General features: G+C 63.8%; 18 protein-coding genes. 10 read left to right on the forward strand and 8 right to left on the reverse strand.

Translation table 11 applies throughout. The features are described from left to right. The first annotated feature begins 61 nt into the window (after window positions 1-61). On the forward strand, window positions 62-985 hold the full coding sequence (locus ACK4TE_RS01765; protein ID WP_409909752.1) for a sulfotransferase: 924 nt from the start codon (window positions 62-64) through the stop codon (window positions 983-985). On the opposite strand, the gene asnB is transcribed toward ACK4TE_RS01765, so the two are convergent. Next, window positions 979-2877, reverse strand: coding sequence for an asparagine synthase (glutamine-hydrolyzing) (asnB, locus tag ACK4TE_RS01770; RefSeq protein ID WP_409909753.1), 1899 nt, complete (start codon window positions 2875-2877; stop codon window positions 979-981). The genes ACK4TE_RS01765 and asnB overlap by 7 nt on opposite strands. Window positions 2878-2881: 4 nt before the next feature. Next, window positions 2882-4252 carry a glycosyltransferase gene (locus ACK4TE_RS01775; RefSeq protein ID WP_409909754.1) on the reverse strand — a complete coding sequence of 457 codons (1371 nt, stop codon included), beginning with the start codon at window positions 4250-4252 and terminating at the stop codon, window positions 2882-2884. 123 nt (window positions 4253-4375) lie between these two features. Here ACK4TE_RS01775 and ACK4TE_RS01780 point away from each other — a divergent pair, with 123 nt between their 5' ends. The 3 genes from ACK4TE_RS01780 to ACK4TE_RS01790 are packed head-to-tail and all read left to right on the forward strand — an operon-like array spanning window position 4376 to window position 7320. Beyond that, window positions 4376-5332 carry an NAD-dependent epimerase/dehydratase family protein gene (locus tag ACK4TE_RS01780; protein ID WP_409909755.1) on the forward strand — a complete coding sequence of 319 codons (957 nt, stop codon included), beginning with the start codon at window positions 4376-4378 and terminating at the stop codon, window positions 5330-5332. A 3-nt stretch (window positions 5333-5335) separates the two neighbouring features. Further along, window positions 5336-6268, forward strand: a complete 933-nt coding sequence (locus ACK4TE_RS01785) for an NAD-dependent epimerase/dehydratase family protein (RefSeq protein ID WP_409909756.1) — start codon at window positions 5336-5338, stop codon at window positions 6266-6268. Next, a complete protein-coding gene (locus ACK4TE_RS01790) occupies window positions 6265-7320 on the forward strand; it encodes an NAD-dependent epimerase/dehydratase family protein (protein WP_409909757.1) in 1056 nt (351 codons plus the stop codon). The genes ACK4TE_RS01785 and ACK4TE_RS01790 overlap by 4 nt, the downstream gene beginning before the upstream one ends. A 1-nt stretch (window position 7321) precedes the next feature. Here the strand turns inward: ACK4TE_RS01790 and ACK4TE_RS01795 are convergent, their stop codons facing one another. Continuing rightward, on the reverse strand, window positions 7322-8455 hold the full coding sequence (locus ACK4TE_RS01795; protein ID WP_409909758.1) for a DUF2793 domain-containing protein: 1134 nt from the start codon (window positions 8453-8455) through the stop codon (window positions 7322-7324). A 248-nt stretch (window positions 8456-8703) separates the two neighbouring features. Beyond that, a complete protein-coding gene (locus ACK4TE_RS01800; protein WP_409909759.1) occupies window positions 8704-9243 on the reverse strand; it encodes a hypothetical protein in 540 nt (179 codons plus the stop codon). Between the two features lie 110 nt (window positions 9244-9353). Here ACK4TE_RS01800 and ACK4TE_RS01805 point away from each other — a divergent pair, with 110 nt between their 5' ends. After that, entirely contained in the window at window positions 9354-10208 is an 855-nt protein-coding gene (locus tag ACK4TE_RS01805) for a class I SAM-dependent methyltransferase (RefSeq protein WP_409909760.1), read from the forward strand. Window positions 10209-10217: 9 nt separating this feature from the next. Here ACK4TE_RS01805 and ACK4TE_RS01810 read toward each other — a convergent pair whose 3' ends face one another. From ACK4TE_RS01810 to ACK4TE_RS01825, 4 genes are all read right to left on the reverse strand, one after another. Further along, window positions 10218-11897, reverse strand: a complete 1680-nt coding sequence (locus ACK4TE_RS01810) for an ABC transporter ATP-binding protein (protein WP_409909761.1) — start codon at window positions 11895-11897, stop codon at window positions 10218-10220. Next, a complete protein-coding gene (locus tag ACK4TE_RS01815; protein WP_409909762.1) occupies window positions 11884-12693 on the reverse strand; it encodes an ABC transporter permease in 810 nt (269 codons plus the stop codon). Before ACK4TE_RS01815 ends, ACK4TE_RS01810 begins: the two co-directional genes overlap by 14 nt. 78 nt (window positions 12694-12771) lie before the next feature. After that, entirely contained in the window at window positions 12772-13971 is a 1200-nt protein-coding gene (locus tag ACK4TE_RS01820) for an N-acetyl sugar amidotransferase (RefSeq protein ID WP_409909763.1), read from the reverse strand. Between the two features lie 20 nt (window positions 13972-13991). Beyond that, on the reverse strand, window positions 13992-15290 hold the full coding sequence (locus tag ACK4TE_RS01825; protein ID WP_409909764.1) for a glycosyltransferase: 1299 nt from the start codon (window positions 15288-15290) through the stop codon (window positions 13992-13994). A gap of 129 nt (window positions 15291-15419) precedes the next feature. On the opposite strand from ACK4TE_RS01825, the gene ACK4TE_RS01830 reads away from it, so the two are divergent. Genes ACK4TE_RS01830 through ACK4TE_RS01850 form a run of 5 tightly spaced genes read left to right on the forward strand, consistent with a single transcriptional unit; the run spans window position 15420 to window position 21292 of the window. Then, on the forward strand, window positions 15420-16109 hold the full coding sequence (locus ACK4TE_RS01830; RefSeq protein ID WP_409909765.1) for a hypothetical protein: 690 nt from the start codon (window positions 15420-15422) through the stop codon (window positions 16107-16109). Beyond that, window positions 16106-16792, forward strand: coding sequence for an SGNH/GDSL hydrolase family protein (locus ACK4TE_RS01835; protein WP_409909766.1), 687 nt, complete (start codon window positions 16106-16108; stop codon window positions 16790-16792). Before ACK4TE_RS01830 ends, ACK4TE_RS01835 begins: the two co-directional genes overlap by 4 nt. Further along, on the forward strand, window positions 16789-19827 hold the full coding sequence (locus tag ACK4TE_RS01840) for a hypothetical protein (protein ID WP_409909767.1): 3039 nt from the start codon (window positions 16789-16791) through the stop codon (window positions 19825-19827). The genes ACK4TE_RS01835 and ACK4TE_RS01840 overlap by 4 nt, the downstream gene beginning before the upstream one ends. After that, the gene (hisH, locus tag ACK4TE_RS01845) at window positions 19828-20487 is read left to right on the forward strand and encodes an imidazole glycerol phosphate synthase subunit HisH (protein WP_409909768.1); all 660 of its coding nucleotides are present in this window, start codon (window positions 19828-19830) and stop codon (window positions 20485-20487) included. Window positions 20488-20542: 55 nt separating this feature from the next. After that, window positions 20543-21292: an AglZ/HisF2 family acetamidino modification protein gene (locus ACK4TE_RS01850; protein ID WP_409909769.1), complete on the forward strand. Its 750-nt coding sequence runs from the start codon at window positions 20543-20545 to the stop codon at window positions 21290-21292. The last annotated feature ends 12 nt before the right edge of the window (window positions 21293-21304 follow it).

The following is a 21304-nucleotide window of genomic DNA, read 5'->3' on the forward strand; positions in this document are numbered from 1 at the left end:
GGAGAGGCCCGGTTTGCAAATCTATGCGGGCCTGTGAGTTAGATAACGGTGTTGTGACAGGATGCTGGCCGAACGCGAGCAGGATATCTTCAGGGATTATCCCGGGCGGGCGGACCCGGCGGCGGTGTTCATCGTCGCGGCGCCGCGCACGGGCAGTACGGTTTTCTATCAGGCGCTGGCGGAAGCGTTCAGCCTTCCCGTCATTTCCAACCATGCCAACAACGAGACACCGGAGCATCCGGCCGTCGGCATTCTCGAAAGCCATGAGGTCAGGCTCACAGGAGAGGCGCGCGGGGATTATGGCAGCCGATATGGCAAGACTGAGGGCACGCACGGCCTGTCAGAAGGTTCGGCGATTTTCACCCGCTGGTGCGGCGGCGGGCATCCCTCAGAGACCCGCAGTCCCGGTGTGCTCGATACGCAGGCCGGCCATATGCGGGCAACCCTCGCAAGCGTGGAGGCAGCCGCTGGCAGGCCGCTTGTGACCAAGAATGCGTGGAACTGTTTCCGCGTGGCGGATTTGGCCCGGCGATTTCCAAATGCGGGGTTCATCTGGCTGCGCCGGGACGTGCTGGCGGCGGCGGCGTCAGATCTTTCTGCGAGGCATGTGGTGCAGGGCGACGTGCGGGTGTGGAACTCGGCGACGCCTGCCGATGTGGAGGCGCTTCGCCTGCTGCCCCCTGAAGCGCAGGTTCTGGAGAATCAGTTCGCGTTTACACGGGCCATCACGGCGGCTTCAGCCGGGCTGGCGCCGGACCGGTTTGCCGAAATCTGGTATGAGGATTTCATCGCCTCGCCGGACGGCGTGATGCAGAACCTTGTGGCGGCCTTCGCGCCGCTGAAGGGGTTGCAGCCGGAGCGTCTTCCGGCCTTCCGGATGTTGAAGTCTGCCGTGCTGAGCGAGGCGGAGTGGAAGGGCCTCGCCGCGCACATGGCGGCAGAACCGGCACGCTGGCAGCCGCTCCGCCGGGCGCCGCCTCAGTAGGTCATCCCGAACATTCTGCCCCACTGCCCGAACACATGAATCCGCCAGACCGAGAAATCGAACGGGCGCGCGCCTGACAGCATCTCGGCCGTATGCTGACGAACGGCGGAGGCGTTTAACAGCTCCGGATAGAGTTTCAGGGTGGCTTCAACCCCGGCTTCGATCTGCGGTTTCAGAGGCCCGCGGAACCAGGTTTCCTCCGGTGTTGCAAAGCCAAGCTTGTCTCGCCGCTGCCGCACGCTTTCGGGCAAGAGGCCCGCCATCGCCCGGCGTAGCACCCGCTTGGTGTCGCCGCCGGTGATCTTGTGCTGGTCGCCGAGTTCGAGGCAAAATTCGATCAGGCGATGATCGAGGAAGGGCACGCGGGCCTCGATGCCATGCGCCATCGAGTTGCGGTCCTCGTAGCGCAGCAGCATCGGCAGGTTGGTTGCCCGGGTCAGGATCACGCAATAATCGCCGAGCGTGCGCGGGGCCGGCAGGCCTTCATGGGCGAGCGCGCTGCTCAGTGCGTCGCGGCCGGGTGGTGAAATCCGGTTCATCAGCGCCGTATCGAGGATCGGCAGTGGCGGCGGCGCGCCATCTTCCGGGCGCAGCAGCGGGCGAAGCGGCGCAGGCAGCCGCCCGGCAAAGGGCCAGAGCTGCCTGCGATACGATATGCCATGCCAGGCCTTGCGTTCTCTCAGGGTACGGATCAGTTCAGAGAGTTCAAGATGCCGGATGAGCCTTCGGTAGTGATAGAAGAAACAGCCATGATAGCCGCCAAGCAGCTCGTCTGCCCCCTGACCGTCGAGCATGACCTTGATGCCGGCCTCGCGTGCCGTGCGGAAGACATGATACTGCGCATGGATGCTGGTCGACCCGTAGGGTTCGTCCTGCGCGCGCAGCACGGCGTCGGTGTCTGCTGCCAGCGTGTCCGGGCTGACCGTTGTGGTGATCGAGCGCACGCCGGAGGCGGCGACCACATCGCGGATGAAGGCCGACTCGTCCACAGGCGAGCCGGGGAAGACGGCGCTGACCGCATTCAGCGGCTCGATGTCCTTAGGCCAGGATTTCGCCTGCGCGCAGACGATCGACGAGCTGTCGAGCCCGCCGGAGAGGCATGAGCCGACTTTGACATCCGAGCGCATGTGCAGGCGGATGGAATCGAGAAAGAGGTCGCGGAACCGGTCGGCCGCCTCGCCCTCGCTGAACCGCTCTCTGCCGGGCCGCGGGGGCAGCCAGTAGGTCTCCACCGGCAGCGGCTGGCCGGGGCGCCAGGACTTGAGGTCGAGCCGGACGAACCGGCCGGGGCCAAGATTTGTCGCATCGGCAAACATCGTGTCCGGCATGTGATCGGTGACGCCGGAGGAGAGAAAGTCGTGCGCGCGCTGCAGGTTGATCCGCCGGCGGAAGGTCGGCAGCGGGATCAACTGCTTGATTTCCGAGGCAAACGCGATCCCGTCATCAGAAGCGTGCATCACCAGCGGCTTGATACCGACACGGTCGCGCGCGATCAGCAGTGTCTTTTCCGTATCGTCCCAGATCGCGAAGGCGAACATGCCGACCATCCGGTCAAGCGCGGCCGGGCCCCAGTGGATGACGGCCTCGAGCAGCACCTCGCTGTCCGCCTCGGTGCGAAAGCGCACGCCGGCAGACTGAAGCTCGCGGCGCAGCTCGATGTAATTGTAGATCTCGCCATTGAAGACCAGCCAGTAGCGGCCGGTCTCGCGCGTCATCGGTTGGGCGGCGCGCGGGTCGAGGTCGATGATGCTGAGCCGGCGGTGGCCGAGGGCGACCGGACCTGCGGGACTCTCGAACACGCGCCAGCCTTCGCCGTCCGGCCCGCGATGGGCGACGGCGTCGATATGCTTGCGGGACGGCTCGAAGCCGACCGAGAGGAACAGACCGCACATCGCCTCACCTATAGTGCATCTGCCAGGCGGCGAGATAGGCATCGATCACCGGGGCGGACTCGGCCTGCCAGTTGTATCGCCTGGCCGCGTCCAGCGCGGCCGCGCGCATGCGGTCGATGTCCGCGCGGGTCAGGGCGCCCAGCGCTGCCGTGATCGCCTGCGGTGACCCGTCGCCCAGGCTGAACCCCGCGCCGGTCTCGCGCAGCAGAGCGGACATCTCGTCGAGGTCCGTTACGCCGAGGGCAAGGCCGGCCATCATGTATTCGAACAGCTTGTTGGGCAGCGCACTACGATTGTGGGCCGAATGGCCGGGAAGGGCCATCAGGCCGATGTCGAAGGGTCGCGCGGCGGCCACGAGGCGGGTCATCGGAACCGGGCCTTCGAACGTCACGCGGTCTTCGATACCGTGGCGGGCGGCGAGGGCGGCAAGCGTGTCCATGTAGCCCGGCGGCGAGGACGGACCGCGGATCGTCAGCGTATAGCCTGCCGGCCAGTGCGCGGCGCTTTCCACCAGCGCTTCGAGCCCGCGGCCGGGCGAGACGAGGCCGTGATAGAGAAGGCGCACCGGATCGCCAGCGGCGCGCATTGCGGTGGCTTCATAGGCCGGGGCATTGCGCAGCGTCAGATGCGGGACCGGAACACGGTAGGCGGCCTCGAGGTGCGCAGTGATGCCGGGTGAGACCGCACTGATGACCTTCACGTGCGGAATATAGGTGGCCTCGACATGGGCCACGACGGGGCGGACATAACGGCGCCAGTCCCGCCGTTCGGCAAATTCCTCGAGCGCCAGCTCATGACTGTCATAGACGGCGATCCCGCCCTTCCTGTCGGCCGCTTCAGCGGCAACCGGAAGCATCGGCCAGTCATTGGCGATCCACAGGGCCGGTCCCTCGAGCGTGGCGACCGCGTCGCGGATCGCCCTGGCCTCCGGTTTCATCCGCCAGAAGCGGTGCATCAGGCGTTCGCCGGGCGGCAGGGTGGCCGCGTGGAGCCGGCGGCGCAGGGCACGGGCAAGACCCGAAACGGGACGCGCTGCAACGCGGGCGCGATGACGCAGCTGTAGCAGAATTGCGCCCTGGGGCGCGCCGGCCGCCGACAGGGCTTTGCCTGCAAGGCCGAGCGGCAGCGACAGGACCCCGGCTGCACCGCGTTCCATCTGGCCTGCCAGTCCCGGACGCGGCAGCACCACCGGCGGTTCCGGCAGGGGCGCTTCGATGACCGGCCAGTCCGGATGGCCGGACCGTCCCCCTTCCAGTCCGATCGCCGTGACCCGGATGCCCCGTGCGGCAAGGCCGTCGCCCATCCGGCGTACGCGGGGATCATCGGCAATCGCGGAGGCGGAAAGAAGGTAGGCCTGGCGAAGAGGTTCGGTCATGACATCCTGCAGCCGGAAGCGGAGGCGATGCTATGCCCTGATCTTCCGGCGAAATCGAGACCTGAAACTCCGCAGTGGCCCGGATGTTGGCGCGGGGCGGTGGGCAGTCTATAGCTCCGCGCCATGACCAGACTCAAAGTCCTGATAACGGGCGCAGCGGGCCAGGTCGGCTCGCATGTCGCCGAGCTGATGCTGGCGCGTGGTGACACCGTGCTCGGCCTGGATGATTTCACCACTGGCCGCCGCGAGCATCTGCCGCCCGAATCGGCGAACTACATGTTTCGCGAAGGCTCGATTGCCGATGCGGACTTCGTGAACCGGGCGTTCGGCGAGTTCCTGCCGGATGTCGTGGTGCACACAGCCGCCTCCTACAAGGACCCCGAGGACTGGCAGTCCGACGCGCTGACCAACGTGGTCGGCAGCGTCAATGTCATCAAGGCGTCGAAGACGGCGCGGATCAGGCGCTTCATCTATTTCCAGACCGCGCTGTGCTATGGCGTGAAGCCGCAGGAGCAGCCGATCACGCTGTCGCATCCGAAGAATCCCGGCAATTCGAGTTATGCGATCTCGAAAACGGCAGCTGAAGACTATCTCGAACTGTCGGGGCTCGATTATGTCACCTTCCGCCTGGCCAATGTGATCGGTCCACGGAACGTTTCAGGCCCGCTGCCCATCTTCTTCTCGCGCCTGCGCGACGGCAAGCGGTGCTTCGTCACCGAGGCGAGGCGGGATTTCGTCTATGTCGGCGACCTTGCAAAGACCGTGATGCGCGCGGCCGATGGCATGGGGCAGGGCACCTATCATTTCAGTTCCGGCAAGGACATCGCCATCCGGGAGCTTTACGATTCTGTCGTCAGCGCCATGAAGCTGAACGACTATCCCGAGCCGGACATACGCGCGCTCGGACCGGATGATGCCGCCTCTATCCTGCTGGATCCGTCGCGGACCTTCGCAGATTTCGGCGAGATTAAATTCACGCCGCTTTCGGAGTTCATTCCCCTCGCCATTGACTATTACCGCGAGCATGGCGTGCTCGGCGAGTACACGCACCTGAAACTCAAGGACGCGGAAAGGCGCTGACCGATGCGACTGCTGATCACCGGGGGCGCCGGGTGCCTCGGCGCGGGCATCGTTGACCACCGCCTGGCCCAGGGCGACACGATCTGCGTGATCGACAATTTCGTGACCTCCGCACGTGCAGCGCTGCCGGCTGAGGTCGAGGTGCATGAAGGCTCGGTCACCGATGCGGCGCTTCTCGCGCGAGTCTTCGGTGCCTTCCGTCCGGACACGGTCATTCACGCCGCCGCCAGCTACAAGGATCCGGACAACTGGCAGGGGGACCTCGCCGTCAATGCCGGAGGTACACTGAACGTGTTGAAGGTGGCACGGGAATCGGGTGTGCGCCGCTTCGTGAACCTGCAGACCGTACTTTGCTATGGCCGGCCGGCCTCGCTGCCGGTCCGGACCGATGCCCCGCTCGCGCCGTTCACGAGCTATGGAATTTCCAAGGCCGCCGGCGAGCTTTACGTGCTGGCCAGCGGCCTCGATGCGGTGTCCCTTCGCATCGGCAATGTGACGGGGCCGCGCCTCTCCATCGGGCCGGTCCCGGCGTTTTACAGCCGCCTGAAGGAAGGCAAGCCCTGTTTCTGTTCCGATACCGTGCGCGATTTCCTCGACATGGAGGATTTCCTTGCGCTGATTGACCGGGTGATGCTTCTGGGCGCGGCGCGCGGTGTCTTCAATGCCGGCAGCGGGCAGGGCCGCAGCATCCTGGAGGTCTACAAGGCCGTTGCGTCCGCGCTCGGCATCGAGGCGCCACTGCCACCGGTCATCCCTCCGGGAGCGGATGATGTGGCAGCGATCGTGCTTGACTCAAGTGAAACGGAGCGCGCCTTCGGCTGGCGGCCGGCTGTGAGCTTCGAAGAGAGCATCCGGCGCATGGTGCGCTGGTATGACGCAAACGGCGTACGGGCGATCTACGCGCATGTGCGGGCACCGGAAGGGTTCAGCGCATGACGGGCTTCAGCGGCATGTCCCTGCTGGTCGTCGGTGGTGCCGGATTCGTAGGCAGCAATCTCGTGCGCGCGCTGCTTGCGGCCGGTGCAGGCGAGATCACGCTTGTCGATAACTTCCTGTCCTCCGACCGCTCCGCCGTTCTCGAAGATGCGCGCGTGAAGCTGATCGAGGGCTCGATCGCTGAAGACGAGGTGCTCGCGCGCCTGCCACAGGCGACGGACTATGCCTGGCACCTCGCCTGCTATCATGGCAACCAGTCATCCATCGCCGATCCGCTGGCAGATCATGCCAACAACACGATCACCAGCCTCAAACTGTTCCAGCGCCTCTCGGGCGTCAAAAGCCTGCGAAAGGTCGTTTACGCCGCCGCCGGATGCGCCGTGGCGGAAAAGACCTATGGCGAGGCGGTGGCGACCCCGGAGGACGCGCCGGTTTCGCTGTTCCAGGACAGTCCCTACTCCATCTCGAAACTCGTCGGCGAGATGTACGGCAACTATTTCTTCACGCGCGGGCAGCTGCCCTTCGTCAAGGCGCGGTTCCAGAATGTCTACGGGCCCGGCGAAATCCTCGGGGCCGGCGCCTGGCGCGGCACGCCGCATACGGTGTGGCGGAATGTGACACCCACCTTCATCTTCAAGGCGCTGCATGGAGAAGCGCTTCCGCTCGACAATGCGGGGCAGACCTCGCGCGATTTCATCTTTGTGGACGACCTTGTCCGTGGACTGATGGCCTGCGCGCTGAAGGGCGTGCCGGGCGAAGCGTACAATCTGGCCACCGGGCGCGAAGTAACGATCCTTGAGCTCGCGGACGCCATCAACCGTGCGACCGGAAACACCGCGCCGCATGACCTGCGCCCCGCGCGGGACTGGGACCGCTCGGGCCGGCGGTTCGGCGACCCGTCAAAATCCCGCCGCGAGCTGGGTTTTGAGGCCACGACGCAGATCGAGGACGGGATCGCCCGGACGGTGGCCTGGACCCGCGCCAACTTGCGCCTCATCCGCCGCTGCATGGCGGCCCATGCGGCCCGGCTTGACCTGTCCGCTTATCTCTAGGTCACAGATACTGCGCTCCGGTGGCCGTAGTGCCGCTCGCATTGCCGGGCAGGTAGGTGGCGCCGCCGCCATTGGTGAAGATCACGGCATTGGCAGTGGCCTCATAGCGTTTGCCGGTGGCGCTCCCGGTGAAGGTCATGCCGTTAGCATTGATCACGGACAGGCGCGTGGCATTGCAGAAGGCCAGCGAGAAGGCCGGTGTGCCGGTCAGTGTCACGGTGGAATTACGCAGGTTCACCTCGGAACGCAGCAGCGCATTGGCATGGCGCTCCGCATTGCCGGAGATGGCATACTGACCGATGCTTTCAATGGTCGCGCCGGCTTCCGCAAACAGGTGGCTGTTGGCCACGGCGCCAAACTCGATATTACGGAAGGTAATATGAACGCCGGTGCCGGCCGCCGCGATGGCATGGCCACTGCCGCTCGTCTCGATCTTCAGGCCACGGACGGAATACCGTCCGCTGACAGATTGCGCCGCGATCGCGTGCGCGCTGCTGACATTCAGATAGACGTTCGACGGGGTTGTCTCATCGCCCAGCAGGATCAGGGTGCCATCGCCGGTCAGCGTGCGAAAGCGCGCCGTACCTGTCCAGGTGCCGTTCGCGATCTGCACGGTCACGTCATGTCCGTTAAGGTCAAGCGAGCCGGCACGGTCGAGCGCGGCCTGCACGGTGGCGAGCGCGCTGCCGGGTGTGTTGGCGAGCCCGTCATTGGCGTCATTGCCGTCAGCCCGGACGTAATAGGTGCGTGCGGCGCTGAGGCGCTCACGCGCCACCGTGGCTGGCGCTGTCCAGGTCTCGCCGTCGAAGATGAGGCTGCGGCCCTGGTCGGTCACAAAGGCCTGCCAGCCCTCGCGCGGCTGGATTTCCTCCCATGCGCCGTCGATCACGGCGGCAAGGGCGCCATTGCTCATGGCGTTCCAAGACGGGCCGGTCTTTCCGGGTGGCAGGATATACACGCTGCCATTGGCGGCGTCTCCGGGCTCCTCCGCGAGGCTCGCGGAGATCGCCGATAACTGCACGAGCACGTCGAGGCGCCGGAGGGCCTCATTGACGGTGACGTGTTTCTGGGCCTGACCCGAAAGCAGGTAGGGCAGGCCGATGCGGGCGGTGAAGTGTTCGGATGTGTCTGTCATCCGGTGACACTCGCATGCAACTGCACCCCACCGGATTGGCGGGCGCGGATTTCCGGATTCCCGGATAGGGCTTGTCCTGTGGCCCGGTCTTGTCCAACGCGGCGATCTGTCGTCGTGCCAGCAGGCGGGCATGTTCAGCGTGCGCCGCCCTCCACCTTGCGGGAATCGTGTGCTCGCGCCCGGACAGCGGCGGGAACATAGGCATAAGCCGCAGCCTGTGCCGACTTCGGCAGGGGCTACCCGGCCCCTCAGGCGCCGGCGGCAAGCCGCGCCAGCAAGGACCGCAAGCCGGCCCAGTCCTGCCAGAGGGCAAGGCCGGCAAGCCCGGCCAGGCAAACCGCCAGCAGCAGTGTGTCGGCTTGCCGCAGCCGGCGGGCCTGTGCCGTTTCTATTTTCAGGCGGGCGGACCGGACGATCTCGGCAACCTGCCCGCCGACTTCCGGGATGGCTGTCTTCAGGGCGTTGGCGGCATCGCGGGCGGTTGCAGGCTCGATATGCCGGGCAAGGGCCTGCGGATCTATGCCGGGCGGGGGCGCGCAGCCTTCACGGCGGATCAGGATGCTGTGCGCGGGCTCGGCGGACAGCAGGTCTGCCATCGTGCCGGCAATCCCATCGCGCGCGGCATTCTCCGACCAGAGGGCAACCCGCACGACGCTCGGCCCGATCTGCGCCCTGGGCGGCGTATTGCCGAGCTGCAGCCGCACGGGCGCATGCTCGGACAGCTCCGCCGCAAGGGCCGTCGCCCAGTCGAGATCGCCCCGCGAATGAAGAATGAGTGTTGCGACCATTTCCGATCCAGTTCTGTTTTCAGGCCCAGCCTTTTAAGCTCAAAAAGACTTTAGTCGATTGCTTCTGACAGCGACTACACAGGGAGCACCTAAGCTGATAACAGCGCCGCATGGATACGAACGTTGAGTACTGGACGCGGCACACTGTAGCCACGCGCGAGTTCAAATCGCGTAAAGAATCAATGGACTTCGTAGAGTGGCGGAACGGTCTGAACATGTTCCGCGAACGCTTGATGCCTGTCGAAGGCCATGATGGAAAGCGTGTGCTGGACTATGGGTGTGGCACTGGCAACGGGCTAGTCAATCTTGTCGAGTATTCGAAACCCAAATTGCTTGTCGGCGTCGACATCAGTCCGACAGCGATTTCGCTGTGCACTGAACGCATGCGCCTGCATCCTGGTCCGACCGAAGTGAGGCTGCTACAGATCGACAATGGAGCGCCGAAACTACCATTTGGGGATGCCTCGTTTGACTATATTCATTGTGATGGCGTTATCCATCACACTCCGAATCCTGAGGAAATCCTTGCGGAGTTCGTGCGCCTCCTCTCTCACGGGGGGGAAGCCCGGATCTATGCTTATCACTACGACAGCATCTGGCTTCATTACTACGTGGCGTACCAGAAACAGATCAAGGAGGGTCTCTACCGTGGTTTATCTCCGCGCCAGGCTTTTCGTCATTGTACAGACGGTGAGGAGTGCCCCATCTCGAATTGCTACAAAGTCGAGGAGTTTGTGCAGCTCGCCGAACAGTCTGGCATGGACGGAATAAAGTTCGTGGGTGCTGGCATTGTATTCAACGAAATGCAGTGGGTGCAGAACAGGTTTGAAGCGATTGCATCTCAAGAGCTTGATCAGGAGCATCGCCAATTTCTGCGAAACCTGACCTTTGATAAGCACGGTCTGCCTTACAGCAATGGCAGGGTGGCTGGCTCGGCCGCCTTCTTCAGCTATACAAAGGCTTAAAGGGTTCTGTTAGGCGACAGCTTCGACGTTTGCCGAGTGAATCCTTACACTCTCTTCCCAGATAGCTGGCTGGTGGAACAACCCGGGATCATGTGCAAGACGTCCGTCGACACGGAGCGGAAACGCTCGTGCCAGAAGGTCGTATCTAACAGCTGTTGAAGAATCGACCATATCGAAATGTTTGAACAATGCACAACTGAAAACATATTCGCGGCCGGTAAGTAGGACTTCTTCCCAGCTGAGACAGAAGGAAGCGACATCTCCCTTTTTCAGCCTAGCGTCATAGTACGGACTGAAAGCCCGCGTTACCCCGATGCCATCAAGGGTCATGAAGAGGAGGGAGGCCCGAAACCGGAAATCGCCGTCTTCCTCTGCAATGACCGATATTTCTATAGTCAGTGGCTGCCCGCTCTTTGCTCGGTCAACAAACTTGCCACGTTCATCGAACATCCGTACACGGCATACCTTAAGCCCGCGTTCGCCGGGCCATCTTTCGACGTTAGCAGATGTTGGGCCTTTAGAGTCGTACAATAGCTCCCCAAAGACTTCCTTTCTCCAATCTTCAGTTACATATCCTGATAGCTCCGCAGCAGTGTCGATTGAACTCGGAGCCGGCACTGCTATTATCTTAGCAGGAACGAATACGGCGCCGTCGGTTTGGTTCTGGTTTAGCAGAGCGGTAGCAGCAACAAGTGTTTCCTGTTTAGTGGCGACATCTGCTTCATGCTGCTCATTGTCAGCCATTCGACCTTGGAAGCCTGTTTCGTTTTGGACTGCAGCCGTTTCGGATAAGGCTTCCCCCTTCACGGCCTCCGGTTCTTCCGGCACTTCGCCGGTCTTGTGTTCTGCCGCGTCAATGGCCTCACGCCGCGCGTCGACTTCAGCCCACAGGGCCTCGGTCTGCTTGCGCATCCTGAAGTTCAGCTCCTCGATATACGCCTCATAGGTACGCACGACGTCGAGCGCGGGTCCTTCCATCAGGATCGAGCCCTGATGCATCCAGATCACCCGGTCGCAGAAGCGCAGCACTTCCTGGGTCGAGTGCGAGACCAGCAGCAGCGTGCAGCCGGACGTCGCAAGCTTCTTCATCCTGTGGGCAGACTTGGCCGAAAAATAAGCGTCGCCCGCGCCGAGCACCTCGTCGATGATCAGGATATCCGGGCGGATGGCGGTTGCCGCTGCAAACTGCAGGCGCGCCTGCATGCCCATCGAGTAGGCCTTCACCGGCTGGTGCAGGAAATCGCCCAGCTCCACGAAGTCGATCACTTCCTGAAGGGCTTCGTCGAAGGCCTTGCCGGTGAGGCCGTTATAGTTGAGCGAGGCAACGATGTTCTCATGGCCGGTGAACTCGGCATGGAAGCCGAGGCCGAGCTGCAGCAGGGCCTGCACGCTGCCATCGATCGTCACCCGGCCTGTGGTCGGTGCGAAGTTCTGAGTGATGAGGCGCAGCATCGTCGTCTTGCCGGCACCGTTGCGGCCGATGATGCCGACGCGTTCGCCGCGCCTGATCGTGAAGGAGACATCGCGCAGCGCATGGAATTCGGGATTCTTGGGCCCGGTTTTCGGGCGCAGGAATTTCGGCAGGCCGATATTGTCCAGCACCTGCTCCTTGCGCGAGCCGTAAAGCCGGTAGACTTTCGAGACGTGCTCGAAGCTGATCGCGGTGCGCTCCCCGTCAGGCAAAGTCATAGAACACCTGCTTGCTGCGATGGAACACGGAGAAGCCGAGCGTGAAGAACACGATGGAAATCAGGATGCCCGTCAGCAAAGTGTCCGCCGGCGGCACCTGGTCCAGGATGATGATGTACTGGAAGCATGTGACGAAATAATAGAGCGGGTTGAACAGCATCAGCACCTTCATGCCGTCCGGGATCATGTCCGGCGTGTAGGCGATGGGTGTGATGATCAGCAGCATCATGGTAATGAAGTAGATCAGCTGGGCGAGGTCGCGCACCAAGAGCGCCACCAGCGACAGCATCCAGCAGATACCGACCGAGAACATCACCTGGAACAGCATCACCACCGGGATCAGCAGGAACAGCGGGCTGGGTTTACTCCAGAGAAAGTCGCTGACCAGCAGGATCATCGTGCCGCTGAGCATGCTGGCGCTGCCGACCAGAACGCTGCGCAAGGGGATCATTTCGGCGGGAAAGACCGTGTTCAGCATCACCGCCCGGTTGGACGACAGCGACAGGGTTCCGCTGGACAGTGATTGCGCGAAGGCGAGGAACGGCACGATGCCGCAAAACACATACAGGACATATTCGGTCGTGCTCAGGGCCGGTATGCGCACCTTGAAGATCACCGCATAGGTCAGCGCATACACCGACAGCATCAGCAGCGGGCCGACGATCACCCAGATGATGCCGAGGACAGAGCCTGCATAAGTCGCCTTCAGATCCACCCAGGTCGTGCGCACGAGAATGGAATGGTGCCGCAGGATTGCGCGGAAAGGGGCAAGAATGGCGAGCAACAGACGAAACATGTACGCACAGTCCCTTGCTCTGGCCCGGCGAAGCCCCCGCGCCCGGCCAATGGAGTCCGGCGCTCTGAGGTGTCAGCCTTATCCTTTCGGGCTCGCTAACACGCCACTCAGCCTGCGTGCAAGACGTGCCGGCAGGGTGCGCAGGTTGAGGCGGGCCTTCAGCGCAGAGTTGCGGGCGAGCCGGGCCTGATAGCGTTCCAGTTGCCCGGCATGGGTGGCGAAATCGAGATAGTGGCGGGGCGGGGCCTCAATCAGGGCTTCAAGTTCTTCGACTGTGAAGCCAAGTTTCTTGGCTACGAACGCAGTGTCCTCGGCGAGCTCGTTATCGGTATAGAGCGGTTTCTCCAGCTCCTTAAGGGCCGCCTCCCGCGTCATCGTGCCGGCGACAATCAGGCTGGAGAGATGGGCCTTGCGTTTGTCATAGCCGAACTTGCGCGGCAGGTAGTGCGCCTGGTACCAGCGCGTCCAGATCGACTCGTAATGCTTGCCGCCATAATAGCGCCAGCCATAGTTCTGCTCGAGATGGGCAATCGCGCTGGCCTTGTCATAGGGCATGTAGTTCAGCGGCGCGACGAATTGCAGCTTGTGCAGCATCGTCTCGTAATAGTCGCGGAAGCTGAGGATCGGGAACCGCTTCAGCTTCAACTCGCCGAACTGGCGGTGAATGTCGCGGATATGCGCGGCGTCCATGGCGTCATAGCCCCAGCCCTGGGGCAAAACGCCTTCGGTGGCGAAGTTGGTGCCGCTGATGACATAGGTGATACCATGTTCCAGCGCCTTGTGGACGAGGGCCGCGCTGAAAGCATGGTCCTGCGGGATGTCCTGGTTGGCGACGTGTGACTTCAGGAAAGCGCGCTGCAGGTCGCGCATCTCGTTCCAGTCGATCACCACCGTGTCGAGGTGAAGGCCCAGTCTGGAGATGATCTGTTCGATATTCTTGACCGCCAGTTCCGAATTCCAGCCGGCATCGACGTGCACGACGAGCGGCCGCAGCCGCCACGCGTTCAGCCGGGTGGCCAGGAACGAGGAATCGACGCCGCCGGAAAGGCCGATGATACAGTCATAGGTCTTGCCCTCGCCCTCGCGGCGGATGCGCTCGAGCAGGGCCTCCAGTTCGGCGGCGCCTTCGGCGTTTGGCTTCCAGTAAGGCTTCAGGTTGTTCTCGAAGCCGTGGCAGTTGCTGCAGACGCCCTCGGCGTCGAACGTGATGTCCGGGTCAGTCGTATCCATGACGCAGCGTGTGCACATGCGATAGGCGCGCACCTTACCGTCAGGCATCCAGGCTGTCGTGGGATGGGTCATGCGGGGCGGCATACTTCATCGAGGGTTTCGAGCAACACACCCTGTTCCTTTTCCCAGCACAAGGACTGGGCTGCCTTCAGGGCATTGGCCTTGCAGGTGTTGATCTGGTCGTCGGTCAGGCTGTCGACGGCGCGGGCGATGGCCTCAGGCGTGACTTCGCCGACGATGACGCCCGTGTCATACCGGAGTGTAAGGGCGGCCATTTCCGGCAGGTCGCTGATCATAAGGGCGAGGCCGGCCATCTGGTATTCGAAGAACTTGTTCGGCAGCACAAAGCGCCGCTGGGGCGAGCCGTCACGGTAGACGAAATAGCCGATATCGGCCCCGTTGGCCCGCGCCAGCATCTCGGCGAAGGGCACAGCTGGCTCGATGGCGACCTTGCCGGCAACGCCCAGTTCCGCCGCCAGCGCGGCCAGCTGCCCCGCTGTGTCGCCTTCAGACGGGCCGCGGATGATCAGCTTCGTGGCCGAGGTCCACAGCGCAGCGGCGCGCACTGCGAGATCAAGGTCGCGGGCGGGGTCGATCAGCCCGTGATACAGCAGCTTGCGCGCACCCGACACCGGCCGGAAGGGATAGGGCGCATAGGGCGGCACGTTCCGCATCACCTTCGCCGGGCGTTTCAGGCGCTGTTCTGCGGTCAGCCGGTCCGCGATGCCCTGCGAGACGGTGAACACCTGGTCAGCGCGGGCGAAGTAATAATCCTGCGCGGCCTTGATGAAGGGGCGCTGTTCGCGCACCCAGCGGGGGGAGTCCGGCATCACGCCCAGCATGTATTCCTGGGAGTCGATGAGGAAGGCGGCGCCGTGGTGGCGGGCGAGGTCCCAGCCGGGCGGGCAGGTGTAATAATTGTGCGCGATCACGACATCCGGCTTCAGGTCCGGGTTCTCCGATGCAATGCGCAGGATTTCACGGTGGTCCCGGTGCCAGTTCGGCAGGCCGGAAGAGATGAGCTGGGTGGCCAGGCCCTTCAGCGCGTCCGCGGGCAGATCGAGCCGCGCCAGATGCGTGCCCACCCGGCGCTGCCACTCCATCCGCCGGGCCGTCCACCGGCCGGTGGCAGACGAGTTGGCCAGCGACACGAACGTCCAGTCCGCCGGAACGGGGCGCTCGCCCTCATAGGCACAGACCACGACCCGCCAGCCGGCCTGCAGCAGGGTCTGCACCTTGCGGATGAGGCGGGGCTCATCGGTGGCCACCGAATACGAGATCAGCCAGGCTGTACGCGCGCCCCCGGCGCTGCTGCGGCGCAGCCGGGCGCGGAAAGCGGTGGGGCCTGAGGCGTGTTTCTCGGTCAAACTGGCTTCCCGCGCGGGTTCGGGCGAGGGCTAGGCGAAACGGGTGCCGGTTTCAAGTTCGCCAGCGCTCTTCAGGGGCTCGGTTGAACTGCCCCGGCGGCCCCGCTACAGGCATCGCAGGAGTAGCGTATGAAAAGACTCGATCCGGCCATGCTGCATGCCTACCTGGACGGCGATCCGGTCGCCCGGCTTGCAGCGCAGGCCAAGGTGACCCTGCCGCTCACCTCCCAGCGATGGCTTGACGAGTCAGCGCCCAAGCGTCTGATTTATAACGCGCTTTATGCCGATTGCCTGTCGCCGGGGGGACCGGCCTCACTTCTCGATGTGGGGGGGGGGCTGACCTTGCTGACACCCTTGCTAGCCTCGACACGACGTTACGGCCTGATCGATCCGCTGTTTCACGAAACAGCAGGGAGCCTCTCGGCGATCAGAGAGGCGTCGGGCGGCTTCGAGCATTTTGACAGCGATTGGCAAGCCGTTGATCCCGGCCGCTGGGACCTCATCGTGGCCAATGATCTTTTCCCGAATGTCGACCAGCGTCTGGGTATGTTCCTTGACTGGGCCTTGCCCAGGGCGCGCGAGGTCCGTTTGTCTCTGACATTCCACAACACACCGCGATGGTATGCCCTGCAAAGACCCGGGCTGGAGGAGCGTCTCACGATGCTGGCTTTCGATGGCGCACGCACGCGCGCCGCTCTGGAGCCCTTCGCCAGCAGGATTGAGGGTTGGACCCCTGACCTCTTCAATGGCAATGACGGCTCTGTCTTTCCGAACGGCCGTCAGGTCGTGATTGTGCGTCTGCAGGGAGACCTGACATGACGGCTGAAGGGCTGGTCGAGAGAGAGTTGCGTTTCGCCTTCTTCGGTGACTCGATCTGCGTCGGGCAGGGCGTGTCGCCGCACAGGACATGGGCGGTGCGGCTGGCGCAGAGGATCGAGGCGGAACTGGCCAGTGCAGGCCGCCGGGTCTGCGTGCTCAATCCGTCGATCAATGGCGACACGACCCGCAAGGCGCTCGAGCGCATGGCCTTCGACATCCAGGCCGCCGGGGTTGACGCGATCCTTGTCCAGTTCGGCCTGAACGACGCCAACCGCTGGGAAAGCGACCGGGGCCTGCCGCGTGTCAGCGAGGCGGCCTTTGCTGCCAACCTCGAGGAGATCATCGCCCGGGCCCGCGCCTTCGGGGCCGGGCCGGTGCTGCTGAACACCAACCACCCGACGACCCGCCACACGCAGCCCTTTGCGCACCACCCGGCCACTTACGAGGCCGGCAACCGCCGCTACAACGAGATCATCCGCGAGGTGGCCGCGCGCGACGGGCAGATCGTGCTGACCGATATCGAGGCAGCCTTCCGGGCGCGGCTGGCGGCAGGCGCGGCGCTCGAAAGTCTGGTGCTCGCCGATGGCCTGCACCTCAGCGAGGCCGGCCATGATCTCTATCTGGACCTGCTCACCCCGCCCGCGCTGGCCGCCGCGCGGCAGATGGGGGCGGTTTGCAGATGAACATCCTCGTCCTTCACAATGTGGAAGATCTGGGCCGCGCCCGCCGCTCGACGCTCGATTACATATTCGCGTTCGAGCGTTACCAGCCGCATCATACCTATCACTACCAGAAAATTTCCGACCCTCCGTCTGCGGAGGTTATCGCCGCGCCATGGGATGCTGTCATCCTTGAAAGCACGTCCCTCGGGATCGTCACCATCCGGCCGCGGGATCTGTATTTCAGGCTGCGGGACCGGTGGGCCTTTCTCAAGGATGAACAGATCGTCAAGGTTGCCTTCCCGCAGGACGATGCCAATTGCGGCGGCCTGATGGACGACTGGTTCGCCGACTGGGGCTTCCAGTTCGTCTTCTCGGTGCGCGCGCCGGAGCACTGGCCGGTGCTCTATCCACGAAGTGTTCAGTCGGCCCGGTTCCTGTCCTGCCTGTCGGGCTATATCGATGACAACTCGCTGGACCTGCTGCAGACACATGCGAAACCCTGGAAGGCGCGCCAGCGGCTGATCGGCCAGAGGGTGACGATGTATCCCTACCGGGGCGGGCGTCAGGGGCGGATGAAGGGCCTCATCGCCGAGGCGGTGAAGGCGGCTGCCATATCGCGCGGCCTGAAACAGGATATCTCGACCGACCCGGCCGATACTTTCTTTGGCGATGGCTGGTATGATTTCCTCGGCGACTGCAAGTTCGTGCTCGGGACCGAAGGCGGCCTCAGCCTGCATGATCCTTATGGCGAGATTGCCGACCGGATCGAAGCGTTCCTTTCGGCCCATCCGTCTGCAAGTTTCGAGGAAACCGAAGCGGCCTGCTTTCCGGGGCTCGACGGCGTGCATGTCTTTTCCGGTTTCACGCCGCGTGTGCTTGAAGCGGCGGTCTGCGAGGCAAGCCAGGTCCTTGTCGAGGGCCATTATCTCGGCGCGATCGAGCCGGAAACGCATTACATCAGCCTGAAGAGCGATCTTTCGAATCTCGACGCCGTGCTCGACAGCCTGGCGGACGAAAAGGCCGCCCGGCGCCGCATCAAGGCCTGTCAGGAAGCGCTCGTCCAGAACCCGGATTTCCGGTTCAGCACGCTGGCGGCGCGTGTGCTGTCGGCCATCGCGGACACATCGCGGCCGTCGAAGACAAAACCAGCAGGCGAGCCTTTCGATCCGGCTGCTGCGGCGCGCGGATATGTTGCGGCGCTCGCCGAGGAGGCCCGCGCCGAGGGGTTCCGCTGGCCGGACCTCGGCGCCCAGGTCGAAGGCAGGGTCGCGCGCCAGCAATTGCCGGAGTCGCTGCGGGGCAAGGCGCTCACCTCCGCCGGCCTCGCCGCCAGGATACAGGTTCTCGTTGCGGAGATTGAAGCTATCCGGGCAAAGTGTGAACCTGATAGCCCATCCCGCCGGCTGGCAGACACGCTGGCCGAGATCGCCGGCGCTCTCCATGCCTCGCTGGCAGATGAGCAGGGCCAGCCCCTTCCACCGGCCGTGCTGGCGACCTACGCATCGATTGCCGCCGCCTTTGACCGCCTTCAATTTGACGCGCAGGCCTGCGCGCAAATGTCAGCTCTCGCGCCGGCCCTGTCGGTCCTCGGTCTCTCTCCGGCGCAGGCGGGGTTTCTCGATCAGATGGCGGACCTGCCGCACGGAGGGGAGCTGGCGCGTTTTGCCATGGCGGCGAGGTCCTCTCCGCAGGCGGCAACGCTGGTCACGCGCCTTGCTCCGTTACACGGCACAAACTTCGATCACGATGAGACCGGGAGGCTCGCACAGATCGACCGCCTGATCGTTGGTGCCGGGCCGGACGGGCTGGACTTTCTCGAAGAGGCGCTGGCGCGGCGCGCGCAGGCTGCGCCTCTGTTCGCTGCGCTGGCGGCGGGCGGGGACACGGCGAGGCTGCTCTCAGCGCTGGCCGCTGGCCGGGAGGCGCTGGCCGGTCTGGCCAGCCGCCTCGCGCCCGCAGAGGGCTCGGTATTCAGCAAGGATGAGATCGCCCGGCTGAGCCGGATCGACGGCCTCGTTGCCGGTGCCGGGCCGGGGGGGCTGGACTTTCTCGAAGAGGCGCTGGCGCGGCGCGCGCAGGCTGCGCCTCTGTTCGCTGCGCTGGGTGCGGGCGGGGACACGGCGAGGCTGCTCTCAGCGCTGGCCGCTGGCCGGGAGGCGCTGGCCGGTCTGGCCAGCCGCCTCGCGCCGAAAGCGGGCGACCGGTATCAGTCGAACGAGCTCGATGCCCTCCGCCAGCTCGACACGCTGATCGTGCGCACCGCCGGGACCGGTCTGGATCAATTCTTCCGGCTGCTGGATCAAGGACATCGAGGCACCCGGCTGGTCGATGCGCTGAATGCGGGCGGCGATCGGGCGCGTCTGATACTCGCCCTGGCGGAAGGAAGCCGCGACCTCTCGGGCATCATCAGCCGGCTTGCCCCGGCATCCGGTGAATCGTTCACCGCAGAGGAAGTGGCCCGTCTGGAAGAGCTTGACACGCTGCTTGTCCGTTCGGCCGGGAAGCCGTTGGAGACGTTTGCGGCACAGATGCTGCCTCCGCCGGAATTCCTGCTGATCAGCACCCTGCGGGAGGATACGGATTTTGCCGCCGTTCTGCAGCATTTGATACACGACGCCCCTCTTAGGGCAACGATGGTTACTGTCATCCAGGCGGCTGTCCGGTATCCCGGGCTTCTGAGGCTCATGGAGGCCGGGGCCGAAATAGTAGGACGGGACGGCACATATCAGGGCTGCGAAGGCCCGGTCCGGACAGAGGCGTCACCTCAGGATCGGGGAGAAATGACAGGGGCAGGTAGGCAAGAAGGACTGGCTGTAGTAGGAACGCCCGGCAGGGGTGCTGAGCAGCTTAGGGCTGCAGTCGAAGTCCTGAAGTGGCCAGGCCCGGCTTTGGCGCTGCTCGTAACCGAGGCGTCAATACGGGCGGGCAAGGACAAGACTGCCGCAGAGGAAAACATAGATGTTCTCCGCCGGACCGGGTCTGTCCTGGCCGCAGGGGGCATCAGATCCTCCATGATCGGCATGATCGTGGGCCGGAACAGCAAGAGGTGTGACTGAGTGATTGTCATCCTGAACTACGAAATGGGTAATCTCGGTTCGATCCGGAACATGTTCAAGCGGCTTGGCCATGAGGCCCGGATCTCGAATGATCCGGCCGAAATTGCCAAGGCCGACCGGCTGATCCTGCCAGGTGTGGGGGCCTTCGATCAGGGTATGGCCAACCTGGAGCGGCTTGGACTTCGTGATGTTCTCAACGAGCGGGTCATCGGCGCCAAGGTGCCGATCCTCGGTATCTGCCTCGGCATGCAGCTGATGACGAAGTCTTCGGATGAGGGAAGCCTGAACGGCCTCGGCTGGATAGACGCCCGCACCGTGCATTTCCGCAATGGCGCCAATCCGGTGCACGCACAGGCGCGCCTGCCGCACATCGGCTGGAATTTTGTCGACCCGGGCCAGACCCATCCGCTTGTCGAAAACCTGCCGGATGATCCGCGCTTTTATTTCGTCCATACGTACCGGGTGGAGTGCGCCGATCCGGCCGACGTGCTGATCCGGTCGCACTATGCCGGCTCGGATTTCACGGCCGGTTTCGCACGCGGAAACATCGCCGGGATGCAATGCCACCCTGAAAAAAGCCACAAGTTCGGGATGCAGGTGTTCCGGAATTTTGCGGCCTGGGTGCCGTCCGAAATCAGGGCTGAACTGAAATATGCTTGATGTGACCGCGCCATCTGCGGGTTCTGCCCGTCCCGCAAGGATTCATCGTCCGCGAGTGATACCTGTCCTTCTGCTCAAGGGCGACCTCCTCTACAAGTCGGTGCAGTTCAAGGATCATAAATACGTCGGTGATCCGCGCATCGCCGTGAAGATTTTCAATGACAAGGGCTGTGACGAGCTGGTCTTGCTGGACATCACGGCCACGAACGAAGGCCGGCGTCCGAACTTCCAGCTGATCGAGGAGATCGCGAGCGAGGCCTTCATGCCGGTGGCCTATGGCGGCGGGGTTCGCACGCAGGAAGACTTCGCGCAGATCATCCGCCTCGGCGTCGAGAAAGTCGTCCTTTGCACGCGCGCGGCTGAAGACACGGATTTCATCGCCGAGGCTTCGCGCATCCACGGGGCGCAGTCGGTGGTCGTCTGCATGGATGTCAAAAAGAACTGGATGGGCAAGCCGCAAGTGATGACGCATGCCGGCACAAAGGCCGCGCCGGTGGGCATCCTGGATTTCGCCCGGAAGGTCGCAGCGGCCGGGGCGGGTGAGATCATCGTCAATTCTGTAGACCGGGACGGCACGTTCAAGGGGTATGATCTCCCGCTGATCCGGCAGGTGGCAGCCGCAGTGGATGTTCCCGTGATCGCATGTGGCGGGGCGGGCAACCTGGACCATGTGGTTGAGGCCATCCGGCAGGGCGGCGCCTCTGCAGCAGCTGCAGGCAGCATCTTCGTCTTCCAGGGGCCGCATCGCGCGGTGCTGATCACATTTCCTGAGGAAGCAAAACTCAGGGCGGCCTTTGGCCATTAGAACACGGGCGGG

This window comes from Hyphomonas sp., from assembly GCF_046313975.1.
Taxonomy (GTDB): Bacteria; Pseudomonadota; Alphaproteobacteria; order Caulobacterales; family Hyphomonadaceae; genus Hyphomonas.

Excerpts from the sequence above, each read along its gene's own strand:
- ACK4TE_RS01830 (WP_409909765.1), top strand. The coding sequence starts at position 15,420 with ATGAAAAGACTCGATCCGGCCATGCTGCATGCCTACCTGGACGGCGAT.
- ACK4TE_RS01835 (WP_409909766.1), top strand. The coding sequence starts at position 16,106 with ATGACGGCTGAAGGGCTGGTCGAGAGAGAGTTGCGTTTCGCCTTCTTC.
- ACK4TE_RS01805 (WP_409909760.1), top strand. The coding sequence starts at position 9,354 with ATGGATACGAACGTTGAGTACTGGACGCGGCACACTGTAGCCACGCGC.
- asnB (WP_409909753.1), bottom strand. The coding sequence starts at position 2,877 with ATGTGCGGTCTGTTCCTCTCGGTCGGCTTCGAGCCGTCCCGCAAGCAT.
- ACK4TE_RS01790 (WP_409909757.1), top strand. The coding sequence starts at position 6,265 with ATGACGGGCTTCAGCGGCATGTCCCTGCTGGTCGTCGGTGGTGCCGGA.
- ACK4TE_RS01795 (WP_409909758.1), bottom strand. The coding sequence starts at position 8,455 with ATGACAGACACATCCGAACACTTCACCGCCCGCATCGGCCTGCCCTAC.
- ACK4TE_RS01800 (WP_409909759.1), bottom strand. The coding sequence starts at position 9,243 with ATGGTCGCAACACTCATTCTTCATTCGCGGGGCGATCTCGACTGGGCG.
- ACK4TE_RS01775 (WP_409909754.1), bottom strand. The coding sequence starts at position 4,252 with ATGACCGAACCTCTTCGCCAGGCCTACCTTCTTTCCGCCTCCGCGATT.
- ACK4TE_RS01765 (WP_409909752.1), top strand. The coding sequence starts at position 62 with ATGCTGGCCGAACGCGAGCAGGATATCTTCAGGGATTATCCCGGGCGG.
- ACK4TE_RS01810 (WP_409909761.1), bottom strand. The coding sequence starts at position 11,897 with ATGACTTTGCCTGACGGGGAGCGCACCGCGATCAGCTTCGAGCACGTC.
- ACK4TE_RS01780 (WP_409909755.1), top strand. The coding sequence starts at position 4,376 with ATGACCAGACTCAAAGTCCTGATAACGGGCGCAGCGGGCCAGGTCGGC.
- ACK4TE_RS01820 (WP_409909763.1), bottom strand. The coding sequence starts at position 13,971 with ATGCCTGACGGTAAGGTGCGCGCCTATCGCATGTGCACACGCTGCGTC.
- ACK4TE_RS01815 (WP_409909762.1), bottom strand. The coding sequence starts at position 12,693 with ATGTTTCGTCTGTTGCTCGCCATTCTTGCCCCTTTCCGCGCAATCCTG.
- ACK4TE_RS01840 (WP_409909767.1), top strand. The coding sequence starts at position 16,789 with ATGAACATCCTCGTCCTTCACAATGTGGAAGATCTGGGCCGCGCCCGC.
- ACK4TE_RS01785 (WP_409909756.1), top strand. The coding sequence starts at position 5,336 with ATGCGACTGCTGATCACCGGGGGCGCCGGGTGCCTCGGCGCGGGCATC.